16 protein-coding genes and 1 pseudogene are annotated in these 18,744 nt (G+C 68.3%); 1 reads left to right on the top strand and 16 read right to left on the bottom strand.

The window, feature by feature from the left end; translation table 11 throughout:
- Positions 1–233: 233 nt before the first annotated feature.
- From ACMO6A_RS14635 to ACMO6A_RS14570, 14 genes are all read right to left on the bottom strand, one after another.
- A complete protein-coding gene (locus ACMO6A_RS14635; RefSeq protein ID WP_009304715.1) occupies positions 234–1,205 on the bottom strand; it encodes an NAD(P)-binding domain-containing protein in 972 nt (323 codons plus the stop codon).
- Between the two features lie 58 nt (positions 1,206–1,263).
- Positions 1,264–2,193 (bottom strand): DegV family protein, encoded by a 930-nt coding sequence (locus tag ACMO6A_RS14630; RefSeq protein WP_009304716.1) that lies wholly within the window; start codon positions 2,191–2,193, stop codon positions 1,264–1,266.
- A 55-nt stretch (positions 2,194–2,248) separates the two neighbouring features.
- Positions 2,249–3,151, bottom strand: a complete 903-nt coding sequence (locus ACMO6A_RS14625; protein WP_009304717.1) for a DegV family protein — start codon at positions 3,149–3,151, stop codon at positions 2,249–2,251.
- Between the two features lie 61 nt (positions 3,152–3,212).
- Positions 3,213–4,673: a nicotinate phosphoribosyltransferase gene (locus ACMO6A_RS14620; protein ID WP_009608238.1), complete on the bottom strand. Its 1,461-nt coding sequence runs from the start codon at positions 4,671–4,673 to the stop codon at positions 3,213–3,215.
- A 27-nt stretch (positions 4,674–4,700) separates the two neighbouring features.
- Positions 4,701–6,281: a PSP1 domain-containing protein gene (locus ACMO6A_RS14615; RefSeq protein ID WP_009608240.1), complete on the bottom strand. Its 1,581-nt coding sequence runs from the start codon at positions 6,279–6,281 to the stop codon at positions 4,701–4,703.
- Entirely contained in the window at positions 6,259–7,410 is a 1,152-nt protein-coding gene (gene holB / locus ACMO6A_RS14610; RefSeq protein ID WP_009304720.1) for a DNA polymerase III subunit delta', read from the bottom strand. Before holB ends, ACMO6A_RS14615 begins: the two co-directional genes overlap by 23 nt.
- Before the next feature lie 4 nt (positions 7,411–7,414).
- The gene (gene tmk / locus ACMO6A_RS14605) at positions 7,415–8,149 is read right to left on the bottom strand and encodes a dTMP kinase (protein WP_009304721.1); all 735 of its coding nucleotides are present in this window, start codon (positions 8,147–8,149) and stop codon (positions 7,415–7,417) included.
- A 40-nt stretch (positions 8,150–8,189) separates the two neighbouring features.
- Entirely contained in the window at positions 8,190–8,735 is a 546-nt protein-coding gene (locus ACMO6A_RS14600) for a fumarate hydratase C-terminal domain-containing protein (RefSeq protein WP_009304722.1), read from the bottom strand.
- Positions 8,728–9,792 carry a fumarate hydratase gene (locus ACMO6A_RS14595; RefSeq protein WP_009608243.1) on the bottom strand — a complete coding sequence of 355 codons (1,065 nt, stop codon included), beginning with the start codon at positions 9,790–9,792 and terminating at the stop codon, positions 8,728–8,730. Before ACMO6A_RS14595 ends, ACMO6A_RS14600 begins: the two co-directional genes overlap by 8 nt.
- 330 nt (positions 9,793–10,122) lie before the next feature.
- On the bottom strand, positions 10,123–11,301 hold the full coding sequence (locus tag ACMO6A_RS14590) for a winged helix DNA-binding domain-containing protein (protein WP_015760417.1): 1,179 nt from the start codon (positions 11,299–11,301) through the stop codon (positions 10,123–10,125).
- A gap of 3 nt (positions 11,302–11,304) precedes the next feature.
- A complete protein-coding gene (locus ACMO6A_RS14585; protein WP_009304726.1) occupies positions 11,305–12,096 on the bottom strand; it encodes a nitroreductase family protein in 792 nt (263 codons plus the stop codon).
- 200 nt (positions 12,097–12,296) lie between these two features.
- On the bottom strand, positions 12,297–13,220 hold the full coding sequence (gene mdh / locus ACMO6A_RS14580) for a malate dehydrogenase (RefSeq protein ID WP_009304727.1): 924 nt from the start codon (positions 13,218–13,220) through the stop codon (positions 12,297–12,299).
- A gap of 115 nt (positions 13,221–13,335) precedes the next feature.
- Positions 13,336–15,885, bottom strand: coding sequence for a DNA topoisomerase I (locus tag ACMO6A_RS14575; protein WP_009304728.1), 2,550 nt, complete (start codon positions 15,883–15,885; stop codon positions 13,336–13,338).
- A gap of 201 nt (positions 15,886–16,086) precedes the next feature.
- A complete protein-coding gene (locus ACMO6A_RS14570; RefSeq protein ID WP_231566134.1) occupies positions 16,087–16,422 on the bottom strand; it encodes a helix-turn-helix domain-containing protein in 336 nt (111 codons plus the stop codon).
- A 222-nt stretch (positions 16,423–16,644) separates the two neighbouring features.
- Here ACMO6A_RS14570 and ACMO6A_RS14565 point away from each other — a divergent pair, with 222 nt between their 5' ends.
- Positions 16,645–17,112, top strand: a complete 468-nt coding sequence (locus ACMO6A_RS14565; RefSeq protein WP_009304730.1) for a hypothetical protein — start codon at positions 16,645–16,647, stop codon at positions 17,110–17,112.
- A 367-nt stretch (positions 17,113–17,479) separates the two neighbouring features.
- On the opposite strand, the gene ACMO6A_RS14560 is transcribed toward ACMO6A_RS14565, so the two are convergent.
- Positions 17,480–18,142 (bottom strand): amino acid ABC transporter permease, encoded by a 663-nt coding sequence (locus tag ACMO6A_RS14560; protein WP_418471466.1) that lies wholly within the window; start codon positions 18,140–18,142, stop codon positions 17,480–17,482.
- Positions 18,142–18,744 (bottom strand): annotated as a pseudogene (locus tag ACMO6A_RS14555) (polar amino acid ABC transporter permease); the annotation flags it as partial. The gene ACMO6A_RS14560 and the pseudogene ACMO6A_RS14555, both read right to left, overlap by 1 nt.

Below are 18,744 nucleotides of genomic sequence, written 5' to 3'. Positions count from 1 at the left end.
GGGGCAGAGGTCGCATGTTGATAATGCCAGATTCATAGACTCACCGGTCCAATAATGTCAGAGAGGGCGGCTGTGGTGTCCGAGATCGTGAGGAAGGCGAGGACGAAGCGCATCCTGCAAGAAGTCCCCGCAGGGGATACTTCGGTACGCGAGTCCTCGGCTTCGCGGCGAGATCGGGTGCCACAGCCGCCCGCAGCGTCGGCAAGGTCCGTCGGCCGTAGGCCGACGGAACCCTAATTGGCCGAATACGCGCCGTAGCCGGGATAATCGCCGAAGGAACCGTGGTCGTGCCCGTGGTCGTGGCCGTCGTCGTCCAGATCGTCGAAGCCCTCGGCGACGTCGCCGTAGGCCTGCTCAGCGCGCGTCCAGTCGAGGCCCTGCTCGGCGCACGTCTTCTCCTCGCCGTACACCAGCGCCAGCGCTGCAGGCGCCTTGTCGGAGCCGCCGATGACGGCGAGCAGCTCCAGCAGGTGCAGGCACGCCTCGGCCTGCGGTAGGATGAGGTCCACGTCGTCGGCCGCCGTCAGCGCGGCGGACAGCTCGGCCATGAACATCTCAACCGTGTACATGCCGTCGAAACGCCCCGTGTTCACCGCGGCCAGCACCTGCTCGGCCACGGGCGTCGCCGCACCCACGCGCTCCGTCGCCTGGTCGAGCGAGGCCGACGAGCGACGCACGGCGCGGTACAGCGCGTCGGCCTCCACGGCCGAGATCACCTGCGCCGTCGTCTGCAGCGTGTACGCGGCGCGCGCGAGCTGCGCAGAGCCCGCCCCGCCCGTTTCCTGCACCGTGCCGGCGATCGCTTCCAGCACGGGACGCGCCTCCGCCACGGCCTCCTCGTCGCCCCCGACGAAGCACACCAGGTTGTCGCGGTCGCCGAACGCGTCGGCGCGGGCCACGTCCACCACCACGAGCGGCGCCTCCACCGACATGAGGTCGCTCACCACGGCCACGGCGTTCAGCTCGCGCGCGAAGCTGGGAGTCGACGCCGACAGGTCGATGAGCAGCGCGCCCTTCCCCGCCGCCTGCACGAGCCCCTGCTCGTCGAAGTACGCGTCTTCCAGCGCCGTCTGCGACGTGCAGTACGTGATGATGGCCTCGGCATGCGCGACGTCGTCGGTGCGCGTGCAGCCGGCCGCCTCCAGGCGGGACACCACCATAGCGCCCACCGTCTCGTTGCCGGAGTATACGAACGAAAGTTCCATCTAAGCACCTTTCCCGATGCGTTCGAATTCCATGTGTCGCGAGCCGCTCGCGCGCGGGCTACTCGCCGCCCTTGACCTTCTTCGCGATGCGGTCGGCCACCGACAGCTCCTCGCGCTTGTCGTTGCCCCAGAACACCACCGCGATCATGTCCGGCCCCACGTGACTGCCGATGACCGGCCCGATGCTGCTCTCCAGAAACAGGATGCTGTCGTCGCCCTTGCCCAGCGCCTCCTGCAGGCGAGCGGCGTCCTTCGGGCAGTCGGCGTTGCCGATGACCACGCAGCGACCCGGCCGCGAGTCGGCCTTGCGCTTGTTGTAGTACTCGGCCAGCTGCTTGATGCCCTTCTTGCGCCCGCGCGCCACGCCCGCCAGCGACAGCTTGCCGTCGACGGTGATGGTGAGCAGCGGCTTCACGTCCAGCTTCGAGCCCGCGTACGCCACCGAGCTGGGGATGCGGCCGCCGCGGCGCAGGGCCTCCAGGTCGTCCACCATGAACTCGGCGTCCACGAAGTAGCGCGCCTCCTCGGCCCAGCGCGCAAGCTCCTGCGCCGTCATGCCGTTGTCGCGCTGACGCAGCGCCTCGTACACCAGCAGCGCCTCGGCCACCGAGGCCAAGCACGTGTCCACGATGTACAGCTCGGCGTCCGGATGCTCGGCCATCAGCTGGTCGTGCACGAGCGCCGCTGCATCGAAGCTGCCGGACAGCCCGCTGGAGAAGCTCAAGTACACGGTGGGCACCCCGCTTGCGATGGCGCGCTCGAACGCGTCGCGGAACACGGGCACGGGCACCTGCGCGGTGGTAGGCTCCTCGCCGTTGCGCATCGCCTGGTAGAAATCGTGCGCCGACGAGGTCTGGTACAGATCGTCGGCATGCTCGCCGTCGCTCATGATGTAGGGGAACCTGATAAGCTCGACGCCTTCCCGGTCGACGACCTCGAACGGCAGGTCGCAGCACGAATCGATGATGAGGTTGCACTTATGCTGCATGAGCGTTTCTCGCTTTCTGAGCGGTTTGCATACGGTATCGGACGATCGCGCGACTCTACGAAGCGCAGGCGCGCGCCTGCACCGGGCCGCTGATCTTGCCGGCCAGGGCGCTTGCGCACTCATAGGCAAGCCCCACGGCCGGTCCCACGTGCAGGCCGATGACGGGGCTCACCGGCAACACGCTCACCGTGCGCCCGATGAGCGGCTCGACGACCTCGCGCGCCCATGCGACGGCCGGCGCCTTGTCGCCGATGTAGTGCACCACGACGTGCTTCAGGCCGTGCTGCTCGACATCCTTCTTGAACTCGGTCACGATCCGGTCGAGCGCCTTCTTGCGCGTGCGCACCTTCGCGAACGTGTCGGCCTTGCCGTCGCTCACCGTGAGCACGGGCGAAAGCTGGATGAGGTTGCCCAGCAGCGCCGCCGCGTTGCCGATGCGCCCGCCCCGTTGCAGGAACGTGAGCGTTTCGGGCGTGAACAGGAAGCGGGTGGACTCGATGCCGCGCAGCGCCGCCGCTGCGCATCCCGCCAGGTCCTCGCCCGCGTCGCGCGCGGCCACCGCGTCGAACACCGGCCACGCTTCGTCGTAGCCGCACGACGTGGAGTCCACGATGACGTAGGTGAAGTCGATGTTGCGCGCCTTCACGGCGCGCGCTGCGCGCACGGCGCCCTCGTAGGTCCCCGACAGCTCCGACGAGATGAAGATGCCCAGCACCTCGTCGCCCGCGCGCGCCGCCTCCTCGAACACGGCTTCCAGCGTGTGCTGGGACGGCTGGCTGGACGTGGGGATGTTGTCTACCATGTCATAGATGTCGGCGTAGAACGCGTCCAAATCCATCTCAGAGTCCGCGTATTCGCATCCCTCGCGGTTCACGAACAGGGTGACCACGTCGATGCCGGCTTCGCGCGCCACGTCGGCGGGAATGGAGGCGACCGAATCGGTGAGTATCTTGATCATGACATCCTTCCTTGACATGGGGCACAGGCGCCCGAACCAGTCGATGACGTACCCTCGTACACTACGCGATGCCCCGCAGCTTCACAACCAGATCGCGACGGCGCTCAAAAAGACCATATTCGAGGCCTACCGGATAGGTGTGGGCGTTCAGCATGCGCTTCTGGCTCTCGTCGAGCGTGGCGAGGCCCGCCTGGGCACGCTCGCGAGCCGCCCATGCGTCGCGTTCGGACGCGTCGAGCACCGTGCGGCCGTCGCGCGCGAGCGGCTTGAGCAGCGTCTCGGAGCACAGCCCCGAGAGGTTCTTCTGCCGCAGGTCGTCGGACGGGTCGACGATGACCTCGCGCAGCTTGTCGCCGGGCGCGTTCACGTCGAACACCATATCGCCGGCCAAGCGCCCGCTGCCGCAGTAGAAGTAGCGGCGCACGTCCAGCACGCCGGGCGTGGTCAGCTTGGCGGCCGACTCGGAGATCTTCAGGCGGTCGGTCCACTCGCTCTCCCCCGAGGCGCGCGTGGCCGACAGCTTGTACACGCCTCCCAGCGTGGGCTGGTCGTAGGCGCAGGCCAGCTTCGTGCCCACGCCCCACGAGGTCACCTGGGCCCCCTCGTCGCGGATGGACTGGATGGTGAACTCGTCCAGATCGTTCGACAGCACGATGCCGCAGTCGGTCAGGCCCGCCTCGTCCAGCATGGCGCGCGCCATGCGCGCGAGCCACGACAAGTCGCCCGAGTCGATGCGGATGCCGCTCAGGCGCTCGCCGCGCTCGCGCATCTCCAGTCCCACCGTGATGGCGTTCTTGATGCCCTGCTCCACGTCGTAGGTGTCCACAAGCAGCACGCAGTTCTTCGGGAACGCCTCGGCGTACGCGCGGAACGCCGTGAGCTCGTCGGGAAACGACATGACCCACGAGTGCGCGTGCGTGCCCGACACGGGGATGTCGAACAGCTTGCCCGCCAGCACGTTCGACGTGGAGGCGCACCCGCCCACGACGGCCGCACGGCTGGCCCACAAGCCGCCGCCCGCGCCCTGCGCGCGCCGCAGGCCGAACTCCGCCACGGGAGCCTGCGCCGCCAGGCACACGCGCGCCGCCTTCGTGGCGATCAACGTCTCGAAGTTCACGCAGTTCAGAAGCGCCGTCTCGATGAGCTGGCAATCCATGATGGGGCCGGTCACGCGCACCAGCGGCTCGTGCGGGAACACGACGGTGCCCTCGAGCACCGCGTCGATGTCCACACGCAGCTCGAAGGTACGCAGGTAGTCGAGGAACTCCGGCTTGAACAGCTTGCCGCCGCCGGGCGCGTCGAGCGAGCCCAGGTAGGCCACGTCCTCGTCCGAGAACGAGAACTCGTCCACGAGGTCGGCCAGCTGCGCCATGCCGCACGCGATGGCGTAGCCGCCCTTGAACGGGTAGTCGCGAAAGTACATGTGGAAGCAGGCCTGCGTGTCGCCCTGGCCGGTCTCCCAATAGCCCTGCGCCATGGTGAGCTGGTACAGGTCAGTCAACAGCGCGTAGTCGATCTTCATTCCCGATGAGCCTCCTCCGTACGTCCGCTATTCGCCGCTCGGCGCCGCGCCGCCCGCTCCGGGCGCGCCCGCGCCGTCCGAGCCGCCCGCCTTGTGGCTGCGGCGACGGGCGCGGCGATGCCCGCCGTCTCCCGTCGGGCGGCCGCCCTCGCCGCTCGGAGCCCCCGAGCGCTCGGGGCGGGGCGCCTTGTCCTGGCGCGGCTGCTGCGGCTTCTGGCCCTGGCGCAGGCCTGAGGACTTCTGGCCGGGACGAGGCTTCGAGGGCTGCATGCCCTTCGGCCCCTGCTTCTTCGCGCCCTCGCCTCCCTGGCGCTGGCCCTGCTGCTTCTTGGAGCCGCCGTTGCCGCTCTGACCGCCCTGACCCGACCGGCGCTTCTGCTGCTGGCCGCCCTGCCCGCCCTTCGGCGAGCCGCCGCCTTGCTGCTTCTGCTTGCGCTTCTGCGTCTCGGCCGCCTCGGGGGCGGCAGCGCCCTCGCCGCCGACCTTCGTCGAGCGCCTCCTGCGCGGCTTGCGCGCGCTCTGCGCCTGCGCGTCGGCCTGTTTGCCGCCCTTCTGGCCGCCGTTGCCGCCGCCCTTCTGGCCGCCGCCCGCGCGGCCGCCGTTCGAGCCGCCGCCCTTCGACGGCTTCTGACCGCCGCGGCCCGTGCGGCGCACGGAACCCGGATCGGCCAGCTTGTCCTGCCCGGTCAGCTGCGTCGTGGTGCCGAACAGCGCCGACTCGCCCGCAAATCCGATAGGGTCGGCCGTCGTCGCGTCCTGCCACGCCTCCTCGCCTACGCGGTTCGGGCGGTTCGAGCCTTCCTCGGGCGGGTCGAAGTCGGCCAGCGGCACCTTCACGGGCTTCTCGCCCATGATCTTCAGCGACACGATCTCGCGCGGCACGTCGAGATCCACCACCTTCGCCGGCCCGTCGGGCGTCTCCACCGTGGCGTTCTGTTTCGGGGCGCGGCTCTTGAAGTCCTTGTACGCGTCGAACTCGTAGCGCAGACAGCACATGAGCCGTCCGCACACGCCCGATATCTTCTGCGGGTTCAGCGAGAGGTCCTGCTCCTTCGCCATGCGGATGGACACGGGGCAGAACTCGCCGCCCAGGCGCTTGCAGCACAGCTCCTGGCCGCAATGCCCCAGGCCGCCCACCATGCGGGCCTCATCGCGCACGCCGATCTGTCGCATGTCGATGCGCACGCGGAAGTGCGCGGCCAGCTTGCGCACGAGCTCGCGGAAGTCCACGCGCTCCTCCGCCTCGAAGTAGAAGATGGCCTTGTCGCCCTCGAACAGGTACTCCACCGACACGGGGTGCATGTCGCCGTTGCCCTCGGCAGCCATCTCCTTGAACACGGGCAGCGCCTCGCGGCTCTTCGCCTCCAGCTCGGCCGCGCGCGCCTCGTCCTCGTCCGTCGCGATGCGTTTGACAGGCTTGAGCGGGCTTTTCAGCTTCTTGATCTGCGCCTCGTCGGCCTCGAACACGTCGTGGGCCGCGCGGCCGAACTCGGTGCCGCGGGCCGTGGACACGATCACGCCGTCCCCGGCGCGCACGTCCAGGTCGCCGGCGTCGAACCACAGCGTCTTGGGGTTGTAATACAGGTTAATCGGCGCTATGCGAACCATAGAGCACCTCTCTTATCTCGAACAGCATCGCGTCGATGCACGTTTCCGGTGATACATTATACGAGATCGCCTCGTCGCAGCGGCGCACGGCCGCTAGCGCGGCGGCGGCGCGCGCCTCATCGGTGGCCTCGGCCGCCTCCATGACGGAGGCGCGGGCATCCACGTTGATGACGAGCTCGGGCGTCTCGGCGCACACGGCCATCACGTCGCGCAGCCACGAGCGCACGATGGCCGTCAGCTGGCGCAGCGATTCGAAGGTCTTGGCCGTCAGCTGGCGCTTGTTGCGCGCCTCGATCTGGCGGATGGCCGACTTCGCCAGGAAGTCCGCATTCTCGGCGAGCTCCTGCTCCTGCTCGGCGCGCGCCACGTCCAGCGGCGCCTTCACCAGCACCACGAGCTCGCTCGCGAACCCGACGGCGTCCCAGTCGTCTGCCTTGCGCAGACAGCCCAGCACCTCCAGCACGCGGGTGCGGAACGCCAGGCGCTCGTTGGACTTCAAGAACTCCACGGCACGCGTAATGGAGCCGTCGCAGGCCTCGACGGCCATGCGCGCCTGCTCGCGCGACGCGCCCGTGTTCTGCACGATGATGCCGGCCGCCTCGCTTGCCGGGATGGTGCGGAACGGCACCACCTGGCAACGCGACAGAATGGTGGGCAGCACGCTCTCGCGCGTACGCGCGAGCAGGATCAGCACCACGTCCGACGGCGGTTCCTCCAGCGTCTTGAGGAACGCGTTGGCGGCCTGCACGCCCAGCAGGTCGACGCGATCGAGGATGTAGACCTTCTTGTGCGCCTGGATGGGCGCCATCGACGTATCGGCCACGATGTCGCGGATCTGCTCGACCAGATAGCCGCCCGCGCCTTCGGGCGCGAAGTAGCGCACGTCGGGATGCTTCTTGCGCATGATGCGCCGGCAGGCGTCGCATGCGCCGCAGTTGCCTCCGCGCGGGCCGGAGGCCCCCTTCGGGCACAGCACGGCCTGCGCGAACGCGTAGGCGGCCATCGTTTTGTTCGACCCGGCCGGGCCCGTGAACAGGTAGGCGTGGCTCACCTTGCCCTGCGCCACCGTGGCGCGCAAGAATTCGCGCACCTGCGGCTGGCCGAGGATGTTCTCGAACGCGTCGGCCACGGCTTTACGCCTCCACTTTCGAACGCTTCACGTCGAGGCGGTCGAAAAAGGCAGGGTCGTCGTCGACGACCTGCGCCATCCAGGGGAACAGGTCGGCCAGCTCGGCGAACACCGCAGCAGCCGTCTGCGACTTGTTGCCGTCGGAGACCACCACGCGCACGCGCTCGGGGTCGCGCCGGGCGATTTCCAGAAACGCCTCGTTCACGCGGGCATGGAACTCCTCGCCCGCCTGCTCGAGGCGGTCGGCCGCCCCCCGATGCGTCGCGCGCACGAGGCCCACGTTCGCCTCGCCGCCCGTGGCCATGAGGATGGTGCGGTCGGGATGCACGCCCTGGCAGGCGAACTCGTTCACGCGGTCGACGAACATGCGCGGCAAGCCCCTCCCGTAGGCCTGGTAGGCCACCGTCGAATCGGTGAAACGGTCGCACAGCACCACGGCCCCTCGCGCCAGCGCGGGCGCGATGACCTGCGCCATCAGCTGCGCGCGGGCGGCCTCGTAGATGAGCAGCTCGGCCTCGTCGGACATGCCGCCGTTCGCCGGGTCCAACACCACGGCGCGCAATTGCTCGCCCACCTCGGTGCCGCCGGGCTCGCGCAGGCACAGCACCTCGCGGCCGTGCGCTCGCAGCGTCTCGGACAAAAAGCGGATATGCGTCGTCTTGCCGGCGCCCTCGCCGCCCTCGAACGTGATGAAGATGCCGCGCAGGGCATCGGTTGCTTGTGCGGATTCGTGTATCACGGGTATGGTCGTTCCCTCTCCCTTTGAAAGCGTGCCCTGGCTAGACGAGGTCGTACACGTCGCGGCCCCGTACGTCGACGCCGACGAAGACGGGGAAATCGACCACGTCGATGCGGCGCAGGGCCTCGGTTCCCAGATCGTCGTACGCCACCGTCTCCGATGATGCCACGCACTTCGCCAGATAGGCCGCGGCCCCGCCGCATGCCACGAAATAAACGGAACCCGTCGCGCGGCAGGCATCGCGCACCTCGGACGAGCGGCGGCCCTTGCCCACCGTCGCCGCGACGCCTGCGCGGTGCAGCGCGGGGGCGGCGAAATCCATGCGGCTGGCCGTGGTGGGCCCGACCGCGCCGAAGGGGCGCCCGGCCGCTTCGGGCGTGGGACCCGCATAGAAGATGGCCTGACCGTCCAGACCGTAGGGCAGCGCGCCGCCGGCGGCTTCCAGCTCGGCCAAGAGGCGCACGTGTCCCGCGTCGCGCAGCGTGTACAAAGGGCCGGTGAGCAGACAGGAGTCGCCCGCCTCCAACCGGGCCAGCGCGGCGCGGTCGAACGGCAACGCGAGGCGGATGCGATCAGCGCTAGCCATGGCGCACCTCCTCGCCCGCATCCGCGGCGCTTCGCGCACAGCGCGAACGATCAGACGCAGGTTCAGCGAAGTCAGCGAGGGTTTCCGCAGTGCCTGAGATTCGGGGGATGGCGCAGGCGCCGCGTACTTCGGTACGCAAGCCTGCGGCATCGCGCGAAGATCGGGTACGGCGGGAAGCCGCAGCGTCGAGCCGTTCCGCTGGCTGGCAAGCCAGCGGAACCGTGATCCTGCGCATGGCCGAGCAGCCCATGTTGATGGCCAGGGGCAGCGCCGCGATGTGGCACGGCGCCGTGGCCACGCGCACGGCCAGCGCCGTCGTGCGGCCGCCCAGGCCGCCGGGTCCGATGCCCGTGGCGTTCACGGCCGCGAGCAGCTCCTCTTCGAGCGCGCGCAGGCGGTCGTCGGCCGCGGGCTCGTCCACAGGCCGCATGAGCGCCCGCTTCGCCAAGCCGGCCACCTTGTCGAACGTGGAGCCGATGCCGACGCCCACCACGAGCGGCGGGCAGGCGTTGGCGCCCTTCTCGCGCACGCAGCGTACGAGCTCGTCGACGATGCCCTGCTTGCCGGCACCCGGAACCAGCATGACCACGCGGCTCGCGTTGTCCGAGCCGCCGCCCTTCAGCATAACGTGCAGCCGCGCCGCGCCCGGCTCGTCCACGGGATGGACGTCGCAGAACGCAGGCGTGTTGTCGCCCGTGTTCGCGCGGTCGAGGACGGCATCGCGCACCACCGACTTGCGCAGGCGCGCCTCGTCGTAGGCGCGGGCGACGGCGTCGTCCACGTCGGCGAACACGTCGCCGCGTACAGCTACGTCAGGCCCGATCTCGAGGCTGACCCACACGGTGCCGGTGTCCTGGCAGATAGGCACGCGATCCTCGGCGGCGATCGCCGCGTTCTCAATTAGCTGGTCGAGAACCGCGCGCCCGCGCGGATTGCCCTCGAGCTCCCGCGCCACGGCGAGCCCCGCTTCGATATCGGCCGGCAGCACGCAGGCCAGCTTCGGGATGGCCGCGTAGACTGCGTCCGCGACCTGTGATTTCGTGATGATGGTTTCCATAAGGAGAGATTATACCGCAAGCACGTTACTCCTTCCCCGCCCCCGTCGATCGCTTCGGCAAATCTTCCCATGAACGCATACGCTCGCCCGCATCCGGCGTCCCGCCGCACCTTTCCTTAAGGCGATGTGCGGCAAAATCGTCGTTTTGGCAGTCTCGACGGGCTTCGACGCCTTTTTCTGGGAATCGGCCAGGCGAAACCCCAGCTCGCGTTCCGACGGTGTTCCGGAACACGGCTTCCGAACGAGCTCGACGTGCCAAAACGACGATTTTGCCGCACATGGAGTCCGGAAACCGTGCATTCGCGATGTTTCTCGGGACGAGCCGAGATGCTACTCGAAGCTCACGCCCAACAGCTTCAAACCCCGAAAGGCGGCGTAGGCCTCGGCGAGGTCGCGCAGCTTCTGTTCGGAGCAGGCAACCCACGTAGCCAGCGAGACGGACAGGCCCGCACCCTTCTTCTTGGCCGTCCACGTGCCCACGGCCTCCCCGTTGCGCACGACGACGCCGGGGTTCGCAACGGTCTTCCAGATACGCCGCTGCAACGAAACGTCGACCTGCAAGGTGGCGCGGTCGCGTTGATCGAGATAGGGATCGTGGCCGGCAAGCAGCAGCACCTCGCGCTCCGGCGGCTCCGCCGATGCGAGCGCATCGAGGTCGGCCGCCAGCGCCCATGCCTTCTTGCCACCGAACTCCACCGGCTCCAGCTCGTCCGCAATGCCCTTCCACATGCGGCGCGCCTGCGCGCCCGAGCACCCCGTCCAGGCCGCGAGCGCATCGGGCCTCGTCGGCCCGTAGCAATGGACGAACTTCCGCACCAGACGCGCGGCGGCGTCAGCGTCCGGCTGCAGCGCGCCGCCCGTCCACCTTCGGTACGAGGTGAACGTGGGCGTTGCGCCGGCGCGCTCGCCGAACACGACGAGGCCCATGAACGAGCACGGGCGCAGCAAGAACGACACCGCGGCTCCTCCCACCGTCTGCTTGTCGGGGCTGCCGTACATCGACGGCTGTCGCCACGCCGCGCGCTTGTTCGCAGGAAGCAGCGGCTCGACCCAATCCGCCAACGTTTGATCGAGCGCCACCTTGCTCGCGATCGCCTCGTCGTCGAGGCGCGGCATCGCCCGCACGAGCAGTTCGAGCAGCCGGTCGAACTCCATGCCCAGCGCATCGAGCGCAAGGCCGATGCCCTTCGTGTACGCCCACGGCTCGCCCTTCGCCGGAACGAGCGCCGACAGGAACGCCGCGCTTTCGGCCGCGGGGAACACCACGGGCGCGCCGCGCAGGCTCCACGCCTGCACGAGCGTCTTCTCCCCGTACAGCAGGCGCTCGGCATCTTCCCTGCGACAGGCCGGCGCGCGGTTGAACAAGGCCGTCTCCCATGCGCCCGGCGGCGTGTTCTGCATTCCGCACGCGCCCGCAAGCTCCGCCGCGTCTTCGATGCCGTATGCGCGATCGAGATGATGCGCGCGCAAACGATGCCGTCGCGCCTGCTCGACGCTTACAACCTTCATGCGCTACTTCATCACGAAGTCGCCGGCGCGGCGCGGCGCGGTTCGCCGGTAGGAGACGGCGGGATGGCCCAGCAGCATGCATATCTGCAGCGGCTTGTCCTCCGCTTCGAGGAACGCCTTCACGGCGGGAAGCTCCTCGGCCGCGCGGCACAGGTAGCCGTTGAACAGGGCGCCCAAGCCGAGCGATGCCGCCACGAGCTCCATGTTCTGCGCGGCCAGCCCCGCGTCGTCGGCGCGCTCGGCCGCCACGAACGCGACGGCGGGCGCATTGCGGAACAGGAAGTCCTGCCGCCCCGCCCGCGCGTCGACCAGGAAGGGCTTGTAGAGCTTGACCCAGCGCGGCTTGTCGGCGGCAGGGGGCGCCAGCATGCCCTCGATGCCGTCCCACACGAGGCGCTTGAACTCGTCGAGCTCGTCCTGCACCACGATGAAGCGGCAGCCTTGGGCGTTCTTCGCCGTGGCGGTGTAGCGTCCCGCCTCTAGCACGAGGCGCAGCGTGTCCTGCTCGATCGTATTCGGGAGGTAGTCGCGTACGCTGCGACGCGACTTGACGACCCGAAGCATTGTGCGAGGATCGACAGCCGCGCCGGCGGGCACGCATGTTTCCACGTCAGCCATATCGTAGCTTGGAATGGACACCGCCCCGGTGGGGCACACGGCCACGCAGTGCCCGCACAGGATGCAGAGCCCTTTCACGCGCGCCGTGACGCCCTCTACCTCAAGGTTCGCGCCCACGCAATCGTCCACGCAGCGCCCGCACCCGATACAGTACCTCTCGTCGATCTCGACCAGCATGCTGAGCCCTTCCTTCCCAGGGGGAGCGCAACCCCTCCCTTAACGACGGGGAGCGCCGCCCAAGCGACGCTCCCCCGATCCGCACTATCGCAACCTACGCCGACCCTCTCAACCGGCAGGGACAGGAGGAGTCCGTACGGCAGCAATCGCTGCGCGTGCGGGAAGTTCTGCGCGGCTCCCTCCCCCGTCTCGCAGATCGGCTACTCCGGCAGGTTCGCCAATCCCGCGCGCACGCTGTCGGCGCTGGCGCGCAGCGCGGCCAGCTCGTCATCGTTCAGGTCGAACTCCACGACCTCTTCGACGCCGTTCTTGCCGAGGCGCACCGGAACGTTCATGTAGAGATCCTCGATGCCGTACTGGCCGTCGATGTGCGCGCACACGCTCATCACCTCGTGCGAATCCGTGAGGATGGCCTCCACCATCTTCGCGATGGACGCGCCGGGCGCGTAGTAGGCGCTGCCGGTCTTGAGGAAGGCCACCACTTCGGCGCCGCCCTTCACGCAGCGCTGCACCACGCTGGCCACGGCCGCCTCGTCCATGAGTTCAGTGATGGGGGTGCCGTCCACCGTGGTGAAGCGCGGCCAGCACACCATGCCCTCGCCGTGCGCGCCCACGGCCCAGGCGGTCACGTCGGCCGGCGCGCAGCCCAGCTGCTCGCACACCGCGAACGCCAGACGCGAGGAGTCCAGCACGCCGCCCATGCCCATGAGACGGTTCGCGGGCAGGCCGGACTCCCGGAACGCCAGCGTCGTCATCACGTCGAGCGGGTTCGTCACGCAGATGAACACGGCGTTCGGGGACGCCTCCATGGCCTGGCCGATCACCGACTTCATGATGCCGGCGTTCACGCCGAGCAGGTCCTCGCGCGTCATGCCGGGCTTGCGGGCGATGCCGGCAGTGATGACCACCACGTCGGAATCGCGCGTGTCGGCGTAATCGTTCGTGCCGATCACCTTGACCGTGAACTGCTCGACGCTGCGCATGTGCATCATGTCGAGCGCCTTGCCCTGCGGCAGGCCCTCGGCGACGTCGATGAGCACGACGTCGGCCAGGTTCTTGGACGCGATGATGTGGGCTGCGGTGGCACCGACGTTGCCGGCGCCGACGATGGTTACCTTGGGCATGTGATAGCTCTCCTCGCTCGTTGATCGTACTTCGCATGATTGTACCGCTTGGCCCGTCGCTGTGTTTTCTCGGCGGGCCAAGCGGACGGTTTCTTCACGCCTTCCGCGCTTTCGCCTAGTCCTTCTTCGCGGCGGGCGCGCGTTTGGCCGGGGCTTTCTTCGCCGCGGGCTTCTTCGCGGGAGCCTTCGCCGCCGGCTTCTTGGCCGCCGTCCCCTTGGCGCCCTTGGCACCCTTCTCGTCTTCCTTCTGCTCCTTGCCGGGGCAGTCGAAGTTGGGGCACAGCTTCCACGGGCCGCGCGCGGTGGTGACGATCACCATCGGGGCGCCGCAGTGCTCGCACACCTCCTCGGTGGCCGTGAGCGCGCCGTACTGGGGCAGCGGATAGCCCGTGCCGCAGTCATCGTAGTTCTCGCAGCGGATGAAGCGCTTCAGGGTGCGCGGGTTCTTCTGCGCGATCAGCTTCGCCTGGATGCCCTTCTCCTTGCAGGCCGGGCACTCGCCCACCACCACGTCGGGCTCCTGGTTCGTGGAGCAATGCGGGTCGATGCAGATGGTGCGCGGTTTGCTGCGGAACGCGGTCACCTTCACCTGGGGCATGCCGCACGTGGGACACGGCTCGGGGACGGCCTCCACCTTGCCCTTCGGCAGCGGGTACGTGACGTCGCAGTCGGGCCAGCCGGCGCAGCCGATGAACATGCTGCGGGTCTTCTGCGAGGCGCGCAGCTGCAGGTCCTTGCCGCATTTCGGGCACGGGCCCACGTAGGCGTCGGCGGCCACGGCGTCGGCCAGGGCCTCCTTCACCTCCTCGGAGTGCGGCAGCAGGCTGGCCAGCTGCTCGGACAAAAGGTTGCGGCTCGTGTCCACCACCTGGGCCTTCGTCGTGCGGCCCTCGGCGATGTTGTCCATCTCCTCTTCCAGCTCGGCCGTCATCTCGGGGTGCGTGATGTGCGGGGCGAACTTGTCCAGCGCATCGCACACGGCCATGCCCAGCTGGCTGGGCTCGATGGGGTCGTTCATGCAGTACTTCACCGCATAGAGGCGCTCGATGATGGCATGGCGCGTGGACTTCGTGCCCAGGCCCAGCTTCTCCATCTCCTGGATGAGCTTGCCCTGGCTGTAGCGCGCGGGCGGCTCGGTCTGCTTCTTCGTGCAGACGGCGCCGTTGAACGCGACGGTCTCGCCCTCGGAAAGCGCGGGCAGCTGCTCGTCTTTCTTGAGGCCGTAGGGGTAGATAGCGCGGTAGCCCGGCTTCACCAGAACGTCGCCCTTCGCCACGAACGGCTCGGCGTTCACGTCGAGGGTGACCTTCGTGCCCTCGATGACGGCCGCCTCGGACAGCGTCGCCAAAAAGCGCCGCGCGATGAGGTTGTACAACTTGTAGTCGGCGGGAGCCAGATCGTCGGGCGTGGCCTTGGCGGTCGGGTAGATGGGCGGGTGGTCCGTCGTCTCCTTCTTGCCGCGCGTGGCCGTGAGCTTGCCCTTCGCCAGTAGCTCCTTGCAGTACGGCGCGTAGGCCGGGTTGCCGGAGATGGCCTTCACCGTGTCGGCGAGGTCGAGCGAGCTCGGGTACACCGTGTTGTCCACGCGGGGGTACGAGATGTAGCCGTCCATGTACAGGCTCTCGGCTATGCGCATGGTGCGCGCGGGGCTCAGGCCCTCGGCCGACGCCGCCGCCATGAGCGAGGTGGTGTTGAACGGCGCGGGCGGCTGCACGGTGCGCTTCTTCTTCTCGACGGACGCCACCGTGGCGCGCGTGGCGCCCTCCACATGGGCCATGACGGCCTGCGCCTCGGCCTCCGCCTTGAAGCGCGCGGTGGCATGCGGGGCCTCGAACGAGTCGGGATCGGCACCGAACGCGCCGCGAATCACCCAGTAGTCCTCGGGGACGAACGCGAGGCGCTCGCGCTCGCGCGCCACGACGAGGGCGAGCGTGGGAGTTTGCACGCGACCCGACGAGCGCACGTTGCCGTAGCCGGCGAACTTCACGAGCGTCAGGTAGCGCGTGAGCACCGCGCCCCAGATGAGGTCGATGTCCTGGCGCGAGGCGCCGGCGGAGGCGAGGTTCACGTCGAGCTCGACGAGGTTGTCGAAGGCGTGCGTGATCTCCTCTTTCGTGAACGCCGAGTAGCGGGCGCGCGACACGGGCGCCGTGGGGTTCACTTCCTGGATGCAGCTGAGCGCGTCGCTTCCGATGAGCTCGCCCTCGCGGTCGAAGTCGGTGGCGATGATGACCGAGTCGGCCTTCTTCGCGAGGTTCTTCAGGGAGCGGATGATCTCCTTCTCCTTGGGCAGCTTGTTGATGGGCGCGTACACGAGGTACGGCAGCGCGTCCATCTTCCAGGATTTCAGCTCCACGCCGTCCTCGGTGAAGGGCTTCTTCTTTTTGAACGGGGGCTTCGGCAGCGACGCGGGCAGCTCCGCCGGAAGCGTTTCGCCCTCCTCGGTGACGCCCTGCCATCCCCCGCGCTTCTTGTACACCATCGTCGGCGCGAAGTCGGGCTCCAGGATGTGGCCGCGCAGGCCGATGGTCACCCATTCCTCGCCGTCCACGTCGAAGCGGTACACCGGCGTCGAGTACACCTTGTCCGCCTTGGGTTTCTTGACGCCGAGCAAGTCGGCGATCTTCTGAGCCGCGTCGTTCTTCTCGGTTACCACCAGCTTCACGCGGTTCCCTCCTGTTCTTTCCGGCCGCCTCCCGCAGCCTTGTTTCGTTCACACGGTTGCCCCACCTATTTATTAACGTGTGCGGGGATGGGCGCGCCGTCAAGCGCGCATGCGCCGCGCCGTTCGGGCACAGCAGGTGTTAGCATACACGATTTTCCGCGCCGCGCGAGAGAAATTGCCAAGCTGGCGAAAACGGACGCGCTAGACGAAACTGATGCGCAGCTGCTTGCCGAGACCCTCGGCCACGCGCTTGAGCGTTTCGAGCGTGGGGTTGGCGTTGCCGGACTCCAGCCGGGCGAACGCGCTCTGCTTCATGCCGCACCGCTGCGCGAGCTCGCGCTGAGTGAGATTCTCTTCGGCACGCGCCGCGATAATCGCATCGATGATGTCGTACTCCGGCCGCAAACGCTCGTATTCAGCGGCGTATTCCGGGTCTTTCATCTGCTCCGCATGGTATTCGCTGAGCGTGGTCATAAAGGCCGCCTCTCTTCCCAATCCCGTTTGTACCGGCAGAGCGGCGGCGCACTCCTCGCGCACGCGTCGCATGCGCACTTCCGGAAATCGAGTGGTTATTTCGTTACCGCGGGTTGAAGATGCTGGGGTCGTTTTGTGAAGCGCCCCGTTCTCGGGTACCCTTGATCGCAAGGGATGAGCCGCCGAAACGACCCACCGCCCCGCTCCGCACGCACCACGAACGCAGCAGCGGCGGCGTCCCGCCGAACGCAACGGCCCTCTGGGTCGAGATACGGGAGGTTACGCATGAAACGAGTCCTGGGCGTGTTCCTCGGGCTGATCGCCCTCATCATCGTAGGCATCGTGGGCGTGTTCGCCTTCTCGGGCACCGGATCGGGCCCCGCCAGCGACCTGGCGAACGACGCGAAGGCAGCCGCCGCGAACGCGGCCATCGACGCGACCGGCCTCAAGGACAAGGCCAAGAGCGCCCTCGAGGGCAGCAAAGCGAGCATCGCCGCGGCGACCGGCCTCAGCGAAAGCCAGGTCGATCAAGCCATCGAGCAGCTCGACATCGACGGATGGCAAGCCGCCTCGCTGCCCTCCACCGCCACGGCCACCGGCACCATCGACGGTAACGCCCTCGGCATCAACGGCACCGTCACCACCTACGACGATCCCGGCTACGTCTCCGTCGAGGTCTACGGCCAGACGGTCACGCTCGCCGTCCCCGAAAGCGCGCAGGCTTACCTCCCCTACCTCGCCTACGTGCAGTAGCGTCGGCAGCCGAGGCAAGCGGTGCGGGATAGAACGGCTCGCCGCATGGCGCAAATTCCGTCTCGCGCACGTTTCCAGGGATCGATCTGCAGCAAAATCGAACTTTTGGCAGCGTTTTCACGTTTCGAACGCCGCAAGAAGACGCCCGATCGCCAAGCTGTCGGGAAAACGCCTGATCGCCCGACCGCCTCCGCGAGAAGCTCGTTTCCGTGCTGCCAAAAGCCCGATTTTGCCGCACATAGGCCCGCCGCTGTTGTCGCATGCGGCGGCCCCGGTCGGCGGAACGCCGTTCGGATGACGCGCAGGGGGATCCTTCGACTTCGCGCTGCGCTCGGGATGGCTGGGAAACGCGCTCGTGCAACCCTCCCTACACGGCGCGGGCTTCCTTCAGCCTGCGCTGGTAGGCGCGGACGATCTGCGACAGCGTGAAGCACACGATGAAGTAGATAAGCGCCATGATGCCGAAGATGGCGAAGATCTGCGCGGTGGAGTTGTAGCTGTTCATGAGGATCATGCCGCGGCCCATGAGCTCCTGCAACGCCATGGCGCCCCACAGGTAGCTCGTGTCCTTGATGGTGGTCACGAACTGCGACAGCAGCGCGGGCACCATGTTGCGCAGCGCTTGCGGCAGGATGATCAGCACGTACGTCTGCACGGTGGAGAAGCCCTGCGAACGCGCCGCCTCGTACTGGCCGTGCGGCACGCTGGCCAGGCCGCCGCGCACGATCTCCGCCACGCTCGCGCTTGTGAACAGGGTGAACGCCAGCACGGCCGCGCCGATGGGCGGCAACTGCGCCACGAAGAACGTGAACATGATCCACAGCAACAGCGGCGTGTTCTTGAATATCTCGATGTACACGGTGGCTATGCCCCGCAGCACGCGGGCGTTCGACGTGCGCATGACCGAGATGACCGTGCCCAGCACCACCGAGCAGAGGATGGCCAAAGCGGATATGAGCAGCGTCATGCCGAGCCCCTGCAACAGGAAGCGCATGTTGACCCAGGTGAACAGCGCGGCGATATCGCTCATCAGCGATCCTTCCGCCCGTCGTCGGTCGTGGCCGCCTCTTCGCCCTCGGCCAGCTCGGCGCGCTCGACGTCCATGGAACGCTCGTCGGTCTCGGCGGCCTCCTCGGCGTCCTCGAGCGCCCGATCCGCCTCCTCGTCGAGGCGCACGTCGTCGGGCTGCACGGTCTGGGGACCGCCGGTCCGGTCGGCCCGCTCGCGCGCCTCGCGGCGTTCGCGGCGTTCGCGGCGCTCCTCGCGAAGCTCGCGACGGTCTTCCCGCGCCGTAGCGCTCTCGGCCTCGGCATCGAGATCGGCTTCGTCGCGAGGGCTGCGCACCTGCGCGATGCGCTCATCGGGCTGCTCCAGCTCGCCCGGCAGGTAGTCGTTATCCAAGAAAGCCTCCTCTCCCAGCTCCGTCTCATCGCGGACCCGGTCGCGCGCGGATCGCGCCCGCGCGCTTTCGTCGACGCGACGCTTCACGTCGCGCGTGATACGGTCGCTCGTCACGGTCTCGGCGCGCGAGGCCAGCGCCTCGTCGGCCTCGGGGCTGCGACGGCTCGCCCGCTCGTCCCGCTCGCCTTCGGCGGCGGCGCTCGGCGCGACGGGCACCGCCGCGCCGGTTTC

The sequence above is a fragment of the Eggerthella sp. genome, assembly GCF_048329335.1.
GTDB classification, from domain to species: Bacteria; Actinomycetota; Coriobacteriia; order Coriobacteriales; family Eggerthellaceae; genus Eggerthella; species Eggerthella lenta.
This window is presented reverse-complemented; position numbering and strand designations above follow the sequence as displayed.

Coding starts and splice junctions, on each gene's coding strand:
- ACMO6A_RS14635 (WP_009304715.1), bottom strand. CDS start 1,205: ATGGAACTTTCGTTCGTATACTCCGGCAACGAGACGGTGGGCGCTATG.
- ACMO6A_RS14630 (WP_009304716.1), bottom strand. CDS start 2,193: ATGCAGCATAAGTGCAACCTCATCATCGATTCGTGCTGCGACCTGCCG.
- ACMO6A_RS14625 (WP_009304717.1), bottom strand. CDS start 3,151: ATGATCAAGATACTCACCGATTCGGTCGCCTCCATTCCCGCCGACGTG.
- ACMO6A_RS14620 (WP_009608238.1), bottom strand. CDS start 4,673: ATGAAGATCGACTACGCGCTGTTGACTGACCTGTACCAGCTCACCATG.
- ACMO6A_RS14615 (WP_009608240.1), bottom strand. CDS start 6,281: ATGGTTCGCATAGCGCCGATTAACCTGTATTACAACCCCAAGACGCTG.
- ACMO6A_RS14600 (WP_009304722.1), bottom strand. CDS start 8,735: ATGGCTAGCGCTGATCGCATCCGCCTCGCGTTGCCGTTCGACCGCGCC.
- ACMO6A_RS14595 (WP_009608243.1), bottom strand. CDS start 9,792: ATGGAAACCATCATCACGAAATCACAGGTCGCGGACGCAGTCTACGCG.
- ACMO6A_RS14590 (WP_015760417.1), bottom strand. CDS start 11,301: ATGAAGGTTGTAAGCGTCGAGCAGGCGCGACGGCATCGTTTGCGCGCG.
- ACMO6A_RS14585 (WP_009304726.1), bottom strand. CDS start 12,096: ATGCTGGTCGAGATCGACGAGAGGTACTGTATCGGGTGCGGGCGCTGC.
- mdh (WP_009304727.1), bottom strand. CDS start 13,220: ATGCCCAAGGTAACCATCGTCGGCGCCGGCAACGTCGGTGCCACCGCA.
- ACMO6A_RS14565 (WP_009304730.1), top strand. CDS start 16,645: ATGAAACGAGTCCTGGGCGTGTTCCTCGGGCTGATCGCCCTCATCATC.
- ACMO6A_RS14560 (WP_418471466.1), bottom strand. CDS start 18,142: ATGAGCGATATCGCCGCGCTGTTCACCTGGGTCAACATGCGCTTCCTG.